At 73.8% G+C, this 14517-nt stretch carries 10 protein-coding genes and 1 pseudogene; 5 read left to right on the plus strand and 6 right to left on the minus strand.

The annotated features are described in order from the left end of the window. Positions 1-763: 763 nt before the first annotated feature. The 4 genes from ABD437_RS26890 to ABD437_RS26905 all read left to right on the plus strand — a co-directional run bounded on the left by ABD437_RS26890 (position 764) and on the right by ABD437_RS26905 (position 9308). A complete protein-coding gene (locus tag ABD437_RS26890) occupies positions 764-5734 on the plus strand; it encodes an ATP-dependent helicase (RefSeq protein ID WP_344651699.1) in 4971 nt (1656 codons plus the stop codon). Positions 5735-5939: 205 nt separating this feature from the next. Next, the gene (locus tag ABD437_RS26895; RefSeq protein ID WP_344651700.1) at positions 5940-6635 is read left to right on the plus strand and encodes a response regulator transcription factor; all 696 of its coding nucleotides are present in this window, start codon (positions 5940-5942) and stop codon (positions 6633-6635) included. Further along, on the plus strand, positions 6632-7681 hold the full coding sequence (locus ABD437_RS26900) for a HAMP domain-containing sensor histidine kinase (protein ID WP_344651701.1): 1050 nt from the start codon (positions 6632-6634) through the stop codon (positions 7679-7681). The genes ABD437_RS26895 and ABD437_RS26900 overlap by 4 nt, the downstream gene beginning before the upstream one ends. A gap of 415 nt (positions 7682-8096) precedes the next feature. Beyond that, a complete protein-coding gene (locus ABD437_RS26905) occupies positions 8097-9308 on the plus strand; it encodes a DUF4153 domain-containing protein (RefSeq protein ID WP_425558252.1) in 1212 nt (403 codons plus the stop codon). Here ABD437_RS26905 and ABD437_RS26910 read toward each other — a convergent pair. Continuing rightward, positions 9305-10222: a hypothetical protein gene (locus ABD437_RS26910; RefSeq protein WP_344651703.1), complete on the minus strand. Its 918-nt coding sequence runs from the start codon at positions 10220-10222 to the stop codon at positions 9305-9307. The two genes, ABD437_RS26905 and ABD437_RS26910, sit on opposite strands and share 4 nt — an antisense overlap. 130 nt (positions 10223-10352) lie before the next feature. On the opposite strand from ABD437_RS26910, the gene ABD437_RS26915 reads away from it, so the two are divergent. Further along, entirely contained in the window at positions 10353-11147 is a 795-nt protein-coding gene (locus tag ABD437_RS26915; RefSeq protein ID WP_344651704.1) for an Fpg/Nei family DNA glycosylase, read from the plus strand. On the opposite strand, the gene pspM is transcribed toward ABD437_RS26915, so the two are convergent. The 5 genes and pseudogenes from pspM to ABD437_RS26940 all read right to left on the minus strand — a co-directional run. Then, entirely contained in the window at positions 11144-11980 is an 837-nt protein-coding gene (pspM, locus tag ABD437_RS26920; RefSeq protein WP_344651705.1) for a phage shock envelope stress response protein PspM, read from the minus strand. The two genes, ABD437_RS26915 and pspM, sit on opposite strands and share 4 nt — an antisense overlap. A 3-nt stretch (positions 11981-11983) precedes the next feature. Further along, positions 11984-12847 (minus strand): PspA/IM30 family protein, encoded by an 864-nt coding sequence (locus ABD437_RS26925; RefSeq protein WP_344651706.1) that lies wholly within the window; start codon positions 12845-12847, stop codon positions 11984-11986. A 170-nt stretch (positions 12848-13017) separates the two neighbouring features. Next, positions 13018-13617, minus strand: coding sequence for a TetR family transcriptional regulator (locus ABD437_RS26930; protein ID WP_344651707.1), 600 nt, complete (start codon positions 13615-13617; stop codon positions 13018-13020). Continuing rightward, positions 13614-14021, minus strand: coding sequence for a helix-turn-helix domain-containing protein (locus ABD437_RS26935; protein ID WP_425558239.1), 408 nt, complete (start codon positions 14019-14021; stop codon positions 13614-13616). Before ABD437_RS26935 ends, ABD437_RS26930 begins: the two co-directional genes overlap by 4 nt. Positions 14022-14219: 198 nt before the next feature. Further along, positions 14220-14517, minus strand: a pseudogene (locus ABD437_RS26940) (CinA family protein); the annotation flags it as partial.

Below are 14517 nucleotides of genomic sequence, written 5' to 3' on the forward strand. Positions count from 1 at the left end.
CGGGAGTCACTCGGTACCGCCGCTTGCCGAAGCGCCGCTCCATCGGTGGTGCGCCCCACACACCCGCCGATGGCCGCCTCGGAATGTCCGTGTCGTGCTCCTCCCGTGCGGGAGACCCCGTGCGGGGAGGGCGCGGCTGGACGACGGAACCCCCTCGATTCCGCCGCCCAGCCGCTGGACGGCCGTGCTTCCCACTGAACCCCGCGCCCGAAGGCGGCAGAGCTCGGCATCCCAGCTTCTCCGTGCGTCCCCTCTCCGCGGGAGAACGGGACTGCCAATGCGATGCTTCCCGGTTCCAACCAGCGCCGTCGTACCAGCCGGACCCCCATCCGACCAGCTCACCGGTCTAACCGCGCGGCCCCGAAGGGCGGCGACGCACCGTCAGCAGTTGCCGACCGATCACCGCGTCCCCGCGGTGGTTCCTTGCCGTGATGGTCCGGGGAGGCCGGACCTCGTGCCGGGTTACCGGGGCCAGTGCCTGGGTCGGAGGTGGGTCCGGCCCAGCTTTCGCGCCCGGTGGATCAGGAACGCCACGGCGTTCTCGCACCTGATCCTGTCGTCGCGGTGTCTAACACCCCGCACCGCCCTTTCGCCCGGTTTTCACGCCTTCGTTCGACCGACCCCCCGCCGTTCGAACGCTCAGCGTGTTAAGACCGTAACGGTGGGTTGAACTCGTGTGCGTCGACCCCAGGGTGGATCTTGATCGGTTCGCCCCGAGACCGCCCATCCGATTTCTGTCGGTGGGCCGAGGCACCATGGGGGCGTGGCGGAGAGACAACCCGGGGGCGACCCGGTCGAGGCGTTCGGTGAGCCCGCGCGGGCCTGGTTCCGGTCCGCGTTCGCCGAGGCGACGGCAGCACAGCTCGGTGCCTGGTCGGCGATCGGCCAGGGTGACGACGTACTGGTCGTCGCCCCGACGGGCTCGGGCAAGACCCTGGCCGCGTTCCTCTCCGCGCTCGACCAGCTGAGCCGGGAGCCCCTGCCCGAGGACGCGTCCCGCCGTTGCCGGGTGCTGTACGTCAGCCCGCTCAAAGCCCTCGCCGCCGACGTCGAACGCAACCTGCGTGCGCCGCTGGCCGGTATCCGGCAGGCCGCCCAGCGCCTCGGCCACCAGGAGCCCGACGTCACGGTGGCGATGCGTACCGGCGACACCCCGGCGGTCGACCGGCGGGCGTTCACCCGCGCGCCGTCCGACATCCTGATCACCACGCCCGAGTCGTTGTTCCTCCTGCTCACCTCGCAGGCCCGGGAGGCGCTGAAAGGCGTCGAGACCGTCATCCTCGACGAGGTGCACGCGGTCTGCGGCACGAAGCGCGGCGCGCACCTCGCCCTCTGCCTGGAGCGGCTGGACGAGCTGCTGGAGCGGCCAGCCCAGCGCGTCGGGCTGTCGGCGACCGTGCGTCCGGTGGAGGAGGTCGCCCGGTACCTCGGGGGGTCGCGTGCCGTCACGGTCGTCCAGCCCCCGTCGTCGAAGCAGGTCGAGCTCACCGTGGAAGTCCCGGTCGAGGACATGTCGCAGCTCGGCGAGCCGTCCGGTGAGGTGGAGGGCAACGCGCTCGGCGCGCCCCGGCGCAACTCGATCTGGCCCGCGGTCGAGGAGCGCGTGCTCGATCTGGTGGGTGCGCACCGGTCGACGATCGTGTTCGCGAACTCCCGGCGCCTGGCCGAACGTCTCTGTGCCCACCTCAACGAACTCGCCGAGGAGCGCACCGAGGAGACCGCATCCGTCGAGGCCGCGGAACGACCGGGGCGGATGCCGGCGGAGCTGATGGCGCAGGCCGGCGCGGCCGCCGGGGCGGCGCCGATCGTGGCGCGGGCGCATCACGGCTCGGTGTCGCGGGAGGAACGGCGCGACATCGAGGAGGACCTCAAGGCCGGTCGGCTGCCGGCCGTGGTCGCCACCTCCAGCCTCGAGCTCGGCATCGACATGGGCGCGGTCGACCTCGTCGTCCAGGTCGAGGCCCCACCGTCGGTGGCGTCCGGGCTGCAGCGCATCGGCCGGGCCGGGCACCAGGTGGGTGCGGCCTCGCGCGGTGTCGTCTTCCCCAAGCACCGGGGCGACCTGGTCTCCTGCGCGGTGGTCGCGGAACGGATGGCCTCGGGGAGCATCGAGGCGATGCGCTACCCGCGCAACCCGCTCGACGTCCTCGCGCAGCAGATCGTGGCGATGGTGTCGATGGAGCCGTGGACGGTCGACGACCTGGCCGCGGTGCTGCGGCGGGCCGCCCCGTACGCCGAGCTCCCCGACTCCGCGCTGGAGTCCGTGCTCGACATGCTCGCCGGCCGCTACCCCTCCGACGACTTCGCCGAGCTGCGCCCGCGGCTGGTGTGGGACCGGGTCTCCGGCGTCCTCACCGCCCGGCCCGGCGCGCACCGCCTGGTCGTCACCAGCGGCGGCACGATCCCCGACCGCGGGCTCTTCGGCGTCTTCCTGGTCGGCGCGCCCGGCGAGCCCGGCCGGCGGGTCGGCGAGCTCGACGAGGAGATGGTCTACGAGTCACGCGTCGGGGACGTGTTCCTGCTCGGCTCGACGTCCTGGCGCATCGAGGAGATCACCCACGACCGGGTGCTGGTGACGCCGGCGCCGGGTCAGCCGGCCCGGATGCCGTTCTGGAAGGGCGACACCGCGGGGCGGCCGGTGGAGCTGGGCCGGGCCATCGGCGGGTTCCTGCGCGAGCTGTCCGGCCTCGACGCCGACGCCGCGGCGGCCCGCGCGGCCGCCGCCGGGCTCGACCAATGGGCCACCAGCAACCTGCTCGCCTACCTGGAGGAACAGCGGCAGGCCACCGGCCGGCTCCCGGACGACCGGACGATCGTCGTCGAGCGGTTCCGCGACGAACTCGGCGACTGGCGGGTGGTCGTGCACTCGCTGTTCGGCACGCCGGTCAACGGGCCGTGGGCGCTGGCGATCGCCGCCCGGCTCCGCGAACGCACCGGCCTGGACGTACAGGCACTGCACTCCGACGACGGCATCGTGCTGCGGCTGCCCGACGTCACCGGCGAGCTGGCCACGCCCACCGCCGACCTGGCGTTGTTCGAACCCGAGGAGATCGAGCCGCTGGTCACCGACGAGGTCGGCGGCTCGGCCCTGTTCGCGGCCCGCTTCCGCGAGTGCGCGGCCCGCGCCCTCCTGCTCCCCCGCCGGAACCCCGGGCGGCGCACCCCGCTCTGGCAGCAGCGTCAGCGGGCGGCGCAGCTGCTCGGCGTGGCGTCGGAGTTCGGGTCGTTCCCGATCGTGCTGGAGACCATGCGCGAATGCCTCCAGGACGTGTTCGACGTGCCCGGGCTGATCGGGCTCGCGAAGGACCTGCAGTCGCGCTCGCTGCGCGTGGTCGAGGTGGAGACGCCCGCGCCGTCGCCGTTCGCCCGTTCGCTGCTGTTCGGGTACGTCGGGGCGTTCCTCTACGAGGGCGACGCCCCGCTGGCCGAGCGTCGCGCGCAGGCGCTGGCGCTGGACTCGTCGCTGCTGTCCGAGCTGCTCGGCCGGGCGGAGCTGCGTGAACTGCTCGACCCGGCGGTGATCGCCGAGACCGAGCGGCAGCTCCAGCGGCTCACCGAGGAGCGCCGGGCGCACGACGCCGACTCCACCGCCGACCTGTTGCGGGTGCTGGGTGGCCTGAGCACGGCCGAGGCGGTGGAACGGGGGTCCAGCGCGGAGTGGCTCGCGGAACTGGAGTCGGCGCGGCGGGCGATCCGGGTGCGCATCGCCGGTGAGGAGCGCTGGCTCGCGATCGAGGACGCCGGACGCGTGCGTGACGCGCTCGGCGTCGCGCTGCCGGTGGGGGTGCCGGAGGCGTTCACCGAGCCGGTGCGCGACCCGCTGGGTGACCTGGTGAGCCGGTACGCCCGCACGCACGGGCCGTTCCGGGCGGCCGAGTGCGCGGAACGGTTCGGGCTCGGCGTCGCGGTCGTGCAGGGTGCGTTGCAGCGGCTCGCCGCCGGGCGCCGGGTCACGTCGGGTGAGTTCCGGCCGGACGGCGCGGGCACCGAGTGGTGCGACGCGGAGGTGCTGCGCACGCTGCGTCGGCGGTCGCTGGCCGCGCTGCGCAAAGAGGTCGAGCCGGTCGGTCCGTCCGCGTACGCCACCTTCCTCGCGCGGTGGCAACAGGTCACCGCGGCGCAACCGGCCGGCGGGCGCACGCTGCGCACCGGCTCGGCCGACGCCCTCCTGCGTGCGGTGGAACAACTGCAGGGGCTGGCGATCCCGGCGTCGGCGCTGGAACAGCTGGTGCTGGCGTCCCGGGTGCCCGGCTACTCCCCCGCGCTGCTCGACGAGCTGTGCACCGCTGGTGAGGTGGTGTGGAGCGGGGCCGGGTCACTTCCCGGCGACGACGGGTGGGTGACGCTGGCCTACGCGGACGCCGCGCCGCTGCTGCTGCCACCCCCGGCGGAGTGGAGCACGACACCGGTGCACGACGCCGTGCTCGACGCGCTCGACGGAGGACGGGCGTTGTTCTTCCGCGCGCTGTCCGACGCGGTCGGTTCGGCGGTGGGCACCACCGACGACGCCGACCTGGCCGCGGTGGTGTGGGACCTGGTGTGGGCCGGTGTCGTCACGAACGACACGCTGGCGCCGTTGCGTGCGCTGCAGAGCGGCGGGCGGACACGGCACCCGGTTCGCCGGAACGCGCCGGCGACGCGGTTCCGGCGGCTGGGGCGCGGCAACCTCACCGGGTTGAGCAGTGCGGCTCCGGGCGTGCCGCGGCCGGCGTTGCCGAGTCGCAGCGGGCCGCCGACGATGGCGGGGCGGTGGTCGTTGGTCGGGGATCGCGAACTCGACCCGACGCGGCGCACCCACGCGGCCGCCGAGGTGATGCTCGACCGGTACGGCGTGGTGGTGCGGGGAACGGTCGGGCCGGAGCGCCTCTCGGGTGGCTTCGGAGGGCTGTACCGGGTGCTGGGCGCGGCCGAGGACACCGGGCGGGTGCGGCGGGGCTACTTCGTCGAAGGGCTCGGTGGGGCGCAGTTCGCCGAGCCCGGCGCGGTGGAGCGGCTGCGTGCGGTGGCGTCGGAGTTGGAGGCCGACGACCATCGGCCGCAGGCGGTGGTGCTCGCGGCCACCGATCCGGCCAACCCGTACGGCGCGGCCCTGTCCTGGCCGGGGCGCGGCAACGACGGTGATGGGGGCGGTGGTGGGTCGCTCGGCGCGGCTGACGGTGGTGGCACCTGGGCCGCGCTCTCCGGCGGCTCGACCTCCGCGACCGCCGTCGGAGCCGGCCCGACGGGAACTGGCGCGGTGGGAACTGGCGCGGTGGGAACTGGCGCCACCGGCTCCGGCGCGGCCGGCTCCGGCGCGGCCGGCTCCGGCGCGGCCGGCTCCGGTGTGGCCGGCTCCGGTGTGGCCGGCTCCGGTGTGGCCGGCTCCGGTGTGGCCGGCTCCGGCGTTTCTGGGCGCTCGGCGGGCACGAATACCAGCGGTGGGGCCGGAAGCGGGCGGGGGCGGGCTCGGGGGCATCAGGCCGGGCGGAAAGCCGGGGCGGTGGTCGTGCTCGTCGACGGGGCGTTGGTGCTCTACGTCGAGCGCGGCGGCAAGACGCTGCTCTCCTATCGGGAGGAGCCCGAGGTGCTGGCGCTGGCGGCCGGGGCGCTCGCGGAGGCCGTGCAGGCCGGCCGGCTCGGGGGTCTCACGGTCGAACGGGCCGATGGCACCCATGTCGGCGGGAGCCCGCTTGCCGATGCGCTGGAGGCCGCCGGGTTCCGCGCCACCCCGAGAGGCCTCCGTTTGCGCGGTTGACCCCCATCCGGCGATCCGCGCACGCCCCCCGGCCGGCCAGACCGCCCCGCACGGCTCGGCCGCCGACGGCCACCCCGCGAACCCCCGAGGCGTCCCACCACGCCTGACCGAACAACGCCGACGAACCCAACCCCCGCCGGGATCTGCACAGAATCTCCACACCGTCTGACGGGAGTGAACACTGAGGGCTCCTACAGTCAGCGGCATGAGCGAGCGCCGGGTTCTCGTGGTTGAGGACGAGCAGACGATCGCCGAGTCGATCGCGACGCGGCTGCGTGCGGAAGGGTTCGTGGTCGAGCTCGCGGGCGACGGGCCCTCGGCGGTGGCCGCGTTCAGCGCCAACCCGCACGACCTGGTCGTGCTCGACATCATGCTGCCGGGCTACGACGGGCTCGAGGTGTGTCGGCGGATGCAGGCCGAGCGCGCGGTGCCGGTGCTGATGCTCACCGCGCGGGACGCCGAGACCGACCTGCTCGTCGGGCTCGCGGTCGGCGCCGACGACTACCTGACCAAGCCGTTCAGCATGCGTGAGCTCGTCGCCAGGGCGCACGCGCTGCTGCGCCGGGTCGATCGGGCCACCGAACTGGCCGGCATCGCGCCCGCCGAAAAACAGAACCTCGCACTCGACGACGTCGAGATCAACCTGACCGAGCGGCGGGTACGGGTGGCCGGGGACGAGGTGCACCTCACGCGCACCGAGTTCGACCTGCTGGTCTGCCTGATGTCCCGGCCCCGGGCGGTGCTGCCCCGGGAACGGCTGCTCAGCGCGGTCTGGGGTTGGGCCGACAGCGCGGGCAGCCGCACGGTCGACAGCCACATCAAGGCGCTGCGGCGCAAGCTCGGCGGGGACCGCATCCGCACCGTGCACGGTGTCGGCTACGCCTGGGAGACCGCGCGGTGAGACGCCTCTGGAACGTGGTCGCGGGCCGTCTGCGGCGGCTGCCCCAGCCGCTCGGCCGGATCCGGTCGATCAAGCTGAAGCTGGCGATCCTGCTCGTCGGGTCGGGCGGCGTCGGGTTCGCGTACTTCTCGCTGGTGCTGGGTTTCTTCCCGTTCTGGACGATGGCCTCGGCGTTGACGGTCGCGCTGGTGACGTCGCAACTGTTGGCGCACGGCACCACCAAGCCGATCCGGGCGATGACGGCGGCCGCCCGGACGATGAGCCGCGGCGACTACAGCCAGCGGGTTCCGGCCACGTCCCGCGACGAGGTGGGCGAGCTCGCCCGCGCGTTCAACCGGATGGCCGCCGACCTGGAGGCCGCGGACCGGCAGCGACGTGAGTTGATCGCGAACGTCTCGCACGAGTTGCGGACGCCGATCACCGCGCTGCAGGCGGTGCTGGAGAACATCGTCGACGGACTCGCCGAGCCGGACCCGGCGACGCTGAGCACCGCGCTCGGTCAGACCGAGCGGCTGACCCGGCTGGTCACCGAGCTGCTGGATCTGTCCCGCCTGGACGCCGGGGTGGAGCCGCTGCGCCGCAGCCCGGTGAAGCTGGAGCCGTTCCTGACCGCGGCGGTCGAGGCCGCGACCGTCGGCAGCGACCGCATCCGGATGGAGGTCGACGTGCTGCCGGCCGGTCTCGAGGTCAGCGCCGACGAGGCGCGGCTGCACCAGGTGGTGGCGAACCTGCTGGACAACGCGGCCCGGCACAGTCCACCGGGCGGGCGGGTCGTGGTGCGTGCCCGGGGTCTGCCCGCGCTGGGCACGGAGGGCGGCACCGGGCTGCTCCTCGAGGTGACCGACGAGGGACCCGGCATCCCGCCGGAGGAGCGCACCCGCGTCTTCGACCGGTTCAGTCGCGGATCGACGCCCGCGATCGCCCGCGACGGCGGCACCGGGCTGGGACTGGCGATCGCCCGCTGGGCGGTCGAGCTGCACGACGGCACGATCTCGGTCGCCGACACCGGCCCGGGCTGCCGGATCCAGGTCACGCTGCCCGCCTGACCCCACCGCACTCCGCCGACGGCTCCCGGGCCGCTCGGCCGACCCACCATGCCCCGATCCACCCGACCAGGGAGCCCCCGTGCCCGAAACCGACGACGAACCACGCCAAGGATCCCTGGAGACCGCGCGGAAAGTGGTCGCCGAGGTCTACGACGGCCCGAAACCGCGGCCCACCGAACTCTGGCCGGGCACGCACCCGGTCCCTCCGCTGTGGTCCGACCGGATCTGGCCGGTCTCCACCGCCGCCGCCCCGCGATCCGCATTGATCGGCGCGGCCGCGACCGGCGTCCTCGGCGCGCTCGTCCTGTCCGCGGACCAGGTCGGCGTCGGGCTGGGGCTGCTCGCCGTCGCCACGCTGCTCACCGCGCTCGCCACCGCCCCACGAACCGTCACCCCGCGTCAGACCGCGTTCGCCGTGCTGACCGCGGCGCTGTTCGGCGTCGCGGCGTTCCGCACCGCGCCCTGGCTGATCGGGCTCTGCGTCCTGGCCGGCCTGCTCACCGCTCTGCTCGCGGTCACCGGTGGTCGCAGCTGGACCGGTCTGCTGCTCGGGACGTTCGCCCCGCTCGGCGCGTTCAGCCGCGCCGCCCGCTGGACCGGCCGGGGCGCCACGCCGCACACGAAGGGCGTGAACGTCGGCCGCGGGGTCGTCATCGGGACGGTCTCGGTCGTGCTGCTCGTCGTGTTCGGCGCGCTCTTCGCCGGCGCCGACCCGGTGTTCGCGGAACTGCTCGGTGGTCTCGTCCCCGAGGTGCCGCCGGCGCTGGCGATCGTCCGCACGTTCCTGTTCGTCGTCGTCGCGGCCGGTGCCCTGATCGCCGCGTGCCTCGCCCACCAGAAACCCGACTTCGACGCGATCACGCCCGGTCCCGGCACGGGGCGGCCGCGCCTGGAGTGGGCGGTCCCGCTCGGCGCGCTGAACGCGCTGTTCGCGTGCTTCGTCGGCGTCCAGCTCGTCGTGCTGGCCGACGGGAACCAGCACGTGCTCCGCACCGCGGGCCTCACCTACGCCGAGTACGCGCGTCAGGGCTTCTGGCAGCTCCTCGCGGTCACCGCGCTGACCCTGCTGGTCGTGGCCGTCGTCGTGCGGGTCGCCCGGCGGGAGACGGCCGGGGACCGGATCGCGCTACGCGTCCTGCTCGGCTCGCTCTGCCTGCTGGCGGTGCTCGTCGTCGCGTCCGCGCTGCGCCGGATGTGGCTCTACGAGGACGCGTACGGCTTCACCCGGCTGCGCGTGCTGGTGCAGGCGGTCGAGTTCTGGCTGGGTGGGGTGTTCGTGCTGATCGCGGTCGCCGGGATCCGCCTCCGTGGCCGCTGGCTGCCGCGTGCGGTGATCGCAACCGGCGCGCTGACACTGCTCGCGCTGGCCGCGGTGAACCCGGAGGCGTTCATCGCCGAGCGCAACGTCGCCCGCTACACCGAGACCGGCCGGATCGACGTCGCCTCGCTCGCGGACCTGTCACCGGACGCCGTGCCCGCGCTCGACCGGCTGCCCGCACCGCAGCGGGCCTGCGCGCTCCAGCTCATGCGGTACCAGCTGACCGGCGACGAGGCCTGGTACACCGCGAACCTCGGCCGGTCCCGCGCCCGCGACGTGCTCCGGGAAGAACCTGCCGGGACCTGCTAACAGCCGGTCGGGAACGAGGTGAGCGGGGTCGTCGCGGTGAAGACGGCCTCGTTGCCCTCGACCGGGTCCTCCACCGGCGTCTCCGGCAGCGCGAGTACGCCCTCCAGGTACTTGGGGCAGTCGGCGTTGAAGACCGCGCGCTCGCCCGCACCGGGCCGGGCGCCCTGGTCCTCGTCGGCGAAGCCCCGGGCCGGGAACCACTCGTAGCTCTCGACGGTGTGCAGCACGACCAGCCGGACGCCGGCGCCCTTCGAGCCCTCGGGCAGCGGCCCGGCCAGCGGATACACCCAGACGACGTCGGCCCGCACGACCAGCTGCTCCAGCGACCCGGTGGTCACGGTGAGCGACCCGACCGCGCGGATCGGCTTGGCCAGCGTGTAGCCGGCGCCGAGGTTCGTCACGTAACCGAGCGTGTCCTTGCCGCTGACGATCTCCTGCTTCACCTGCTTGCGGACGTTCGGCGCCAGCGCGTCGACGTAGGCGCTGGCATCACCGGCGAGGACCTTCGGGTCGGTCCGGGCGGCCAGCAGCACGGTCTTGGTCTTCTCGAGCACCGCGGCGACGTCCTTGGAGGACCAACCGCCGGTCTTCGTCGCGTCCGGGAGCGTGATGCCCTGCTCGGCCGGGGCGTAGCTGAGGGCGGGGGTGCCGTCGAACGGGTCGTCGGGGTTCAGCGACGGCGTCGTGGGCACCGGGGACTCGGCCACCAGCTCCGGGTCGGCGACGCTGCCGTTCATCGTGCTGAACAGCGACTTGGCCGCGAGCAGCGCGGCCGGGACCAGTAGGAGGATGACGACGAGCGTGCCGATCAGCTTGCGGCGCGGACGCCGCCGGACCTTGACCACGCGGTCCTGGCCGTGACGGGCCTCGGTGACCGCGGAGCGGCGGTACCGGTATCCGGGCTGGGTCGGCATCGAACGTCGGTCTCCCTCTCGTCTGCGGTGACCGGCCGCCCCGCCGGTCACCCCATAGTGCCCTGCCTACGACCGAAACGTGCATCCGCCCGGGGCGGCTCAACCGTTCAGGGGAAGGCACGATGGGGACATGCCTGAGGGAGACGTGGTGTTCCGCACCGCCGCCCGGCTGCACGCCGCGCTGGCCGGGCACCCGATCGTCGCGTCCGACCTGCGGCACCCGCGGCTGGCACTGGTGGACCTGTCCGGGCGGACGGTCACCGAGTGCGTACCGCGCGGCAAGCACATCATGCTGCGGCTCAGCGACGGCCTGACGCTGCACAGTCACCTGAAGATGGACGGCAGCTGGTGGATCTACCGGCCGGGTCAGCGGTGGCGGACACCGGGTCACCAGGTCCGGGTCGTGCTCACCACCGACGACGTGGTAGCGGTCGGGGCGCGGCTGCACGACCTCGAGGTGGTACGCACCGAGGACGAGTCGTCGCTGGTCGGGCACCTCGGCCCGGACCTGCTGGGCCCGGACTGGGACGCGGACGAGGCCGTGCGGCGCCTGGCCGCCACGCCGGAACGACCGATCGGCCTGGCGCTGCTGGACCAGCGCAACCTGGCCGGGATCGGCAACCTCTACCGGGCCGAGGTGCTGTTCCTGCGGGGCGTGCACCCGGCGACGCCCACCGGCGAGGTCGCCGACCTGCCCGCGCTGGTGAAGACCGCGCAGCGCCTGCTGTACGCGAACCGCTCGCGGGTGGAGCAGTCCACGACCGGGTCACTGATCCGCGGCCAGGAACGCTACGTCTACGGGCGCCGCGGCCGGCCCTGCCTGCGTTGCGGCACCCGCATCACGGCCGAACCGCTCGGCTCCGGCGCCGAAGGCACCGACGCCGAGCGAACCGTCTTCTACTGCACGAACTGCCAACCGGCTTAATGCTGGACGCCACGGCGGGGCTGTGGGGCGGTGGTGTTGAGTGGCAGCGTGCCCAGATCCACGTCCTCGACGCCGCGTTCGCGCTGGGTGTCGTGCACGACGTTGAGGCCGTAGGAGAGCCCGGCGAGCCGGTCGGCGGCCTCGGTGAGGCGCATGCTCACGCTGTTCTCGCCGCCGCGCGACACGGCGGCGACGCACTCGGCCGTGGCCGTGGTCAGCGCCTCGTAGGCGTCGACGCCTTCGACGAACCGGGCCACCAGCTCGTCGCGCGCCACGATCAGCGACGGACGCGCCTCGGGCGCTGCCGTCGCGAGCGTGCGCTCCACCAGCGCGAGCCGGTTGCCCAGGTCGCGGAGCGCGACGTGGGCCGACTCCGCCTCGGCCGGCAGCTGCCCGCGGTAGGGGCCGAGCCGGTCGAGCATCTGCGGCAGCACCCGGGCGGCGTTGTTGAGCCGCTGCGCGGCCTCGTAGCCCGGCGAACCGACCGGCAGCACGACCCGGTGCGGGTGGTCGATGAGCGCCCCGAACCGCGGCCCGAGCAGCGGCGCCAGCCGCTGCCCGATCGTCAGATCACGCCGCACCTCGGGTTCGGGCACCGGCGCGGCCGCGAGCTCGCGGTGGTCGCGCCGGCGCAGCACGGCCATCGCGGTCGCTCCGCCGGCCGCGCCGGCCCAGAGGATGTCGGGCAGCCCCAGCCCGGCGTAGGGCACCGCGACGATCGCGCCACCGCCGATCGTCGCGGCCCACACTCCCCAGGCCCGCGCTTTGCTCCGAGCCTTACGCAGTGCCCGCAGATGTCGTTCCCGCGCGTCCGGACCTCGTGATCCCATCATCGATCACGCCGGCGGGCGGCTCGACGACGCGTCGGTCTCGCGCCGCAGTTCGGCCAGGCGCTGCTCGGCCAGCGGCAGCGAGCCGTTCGTGGACGCCGCCGGGGTGGCATCCACCGCGGGCTGCTGCTGGCCCGAACCGAGCTGGCCGCCGGCCATGCTGGCGCGGATCTGGTCGAGCCGGGACGCGCCGGCCATGTCGAGCGCGGACTTCTGCACCTCGAGCATCCGGCCCTCGACCGAGTTCTGGGCCAGCTCGGAGCGGCCCATCGCGGTCGCGTAGCGGGCCTCGATCTTCTCCCGCACCTCGTCCAGGCTGGGGACGTTGCCGCTGGCGGTGAGCTGCGACATGCCCTGCAGCGAGTCGGCGACGCGCTCCTGCATCTTGGCCTGCTCGAGCTGGTTGAGCAGCTGCGCCCGCTCGGCGAGCCGCTGCTGGAGCAGCATCGCGTTGCTGTCGACGGCCTGCTTGGCCTGCTGAGCGGCCGACAGCGCCTGGTCGTGCAGCGTCTTGAGATCCTCGAGCGCCTGCTCGCCGGCCACCAGCTGGGTGGCGAACGCCGTCGCGGTCTGCTCGTACTGCGCCGCCTGCTGCTCGTTTCCCTCGGCGCGGGCCTTGTCGGCGAGCACCAGCGCCTGACGCGCGGAGCCCTGCAGCTTCTCCACCTGCGTCATCTGGCGGGACAGCTTCAGTTCGAGCTGGCGCTGGTTGCCGATCACGTTCGCGGCTTGCTCGACGAGCGCGCGGTGCTGGTTCTTCGCGTCGTCAATGGCCTGCTCGATCTGCACCTTCGGGTCGGCGTGCGCGTCGACCGTGGCGCCCAGCGACGCCATGAAGTACTTCCAGGCCTTGATGATCGGGTTGGCCATCGCTTCCCTCAACTCCCCTGTGGCGCGTGCGACCAAAGCGGGGCCGGCCGCGGCTGCCAGTCGTGCTCGACCCTCGACGTGCGGTGTGTTACCCCTATCGTCTCAGGCCTGCGCACCATCGTCACCTGCTCGGGACCAGGCTCAGGGGAACCTCAGGGTGCCCCTCAGGGTCAGACCGTAGCCAGCACCCGCAGCGGGAGCACCGCGGCGAACAGGCGCGCCGAGGCCTCGGCGTCGTCGGGGTCGGGCGCGGCGAGATGGCTGGCCAGCCAGCGGACGACCAGCTCGGCGCCGCGCGGGTCGCGGCCGCATGCGGCGAGCACGTCGGCGGCGCAGGCCCGCGCCACCCGCCACCCGGCGGCCTCGAGCGGGGCCCCGACCAGGGCCGCGAGTGCGGCCGGGTCGTCGTCGGCAACCCGACGCAACGCCGGGTGCGTGTCCAGCCGGATCGCGGCGACGGCGAGCGCGTCCTCCAGTTCGAGGCCGCGGCACTCGTCGGCGATGAGCGCGATCTCGGCCTCGACGAGGGCGGCGAACACCTCGTCCTTGTTGCGGAAGTGGTTGTAGAGCGTTCCCTTGGCGATGCCGGCGGCCTGCGCGATGTCGGTCATCGACGTGCGTCGCGTACCGCGCTCGGCGATCAGCCGGACGGCGGCGTCGAGCAACGACGCCCGGGTGCGCGCCATCGCGTTGCCGGCGCGGACCCGGGTACCCCGTGTGCGTTCGACGTCGCTCCAGTCGAGCGGGAGCTCCCCGGTTTCCCGGGTCACGCGGCTGCGACCACCCGGTGGCGGCCGCGCGTGTCCAGGTCGAGGTGGACTTCGAGCCGGCTGGGACCGTTGGTGCCGACACCCGCGCCGACGACCTCGAGCTCGGCTCCGTCGCCACCGACCGCGTTGAGGACGGCGGTACCGGCGCTCGCGCTCGCGGCCGGAGCGGCTTCCGCGACCTCGAGCGTGTCGCTCACGTCGCGCAGCACTTCCGACAGCGGAACCCCGAGCGCCTCGCAGATCGAGGAGAGCAGCTCGGAGGAGGCCTCCTTCTGACCGCGTTCGACCTCGGACAGGTAACCGAGGCTGACCTTCGCGGCCGAGGACACCTCACGAAGAGTGCGTCGCTGGGCGAGCCGCTGCGATCGCAGCGTGTCGCCGAGGATCCGGCGCAGCAGGACCATCAGGCACCCCTCTCGCACAGCTGCCAGGGATCAGGCATGGAGTCACCGTACTCCGGGCTCGCAGCCGGAGGCACGGTGACGGGCCGTCGAGAGCGCGAGGTTTGCCCAGGGCGTAACCGCTGGCCGTTCATCGCCGGGTCAGGTACCCGTCGGATTTCGTCTGCTTCAGGCATCGGAGTACGTAACGTCCGGAGCGGGTCAGGGCTTCCCGAGCTCGGCGGCCAGCAGCGCGACCGCCTCGGTGACCGTCGCGGCCCGGATCGCGGCCCGGTCGCCGGTGAGGCCCAGCGCCCGGGTGGCCACGCCCGGCGGGCCCGCCACGCCCACGAACACGGTGCCGGCCGGCTTGCCGTCCTGCGGGTCGGGGCCGGCCACACCGGTGGTGCCGATCCCCCAGTCCGCGCCGCAGCGGCGGCGGGCGCCCTCGGCGAGCGCGGCCGCCACCTCGGCGGTGGCTTCGGAGCGGAGGGCCTCGGCACTCTCCTGGTCGCCGCGT

This window comes from Cryptosporangium japonicum (genome assembly GCF_039524755.1).
In the GTDB taxonomy this organism is placed as follows: Bacteria; Actinomycetota; Actinomycetes; order Mycobacteriales; family Cryptosporangiaceae; genus Cryptosporangium; species Cryptosporangium japonicum.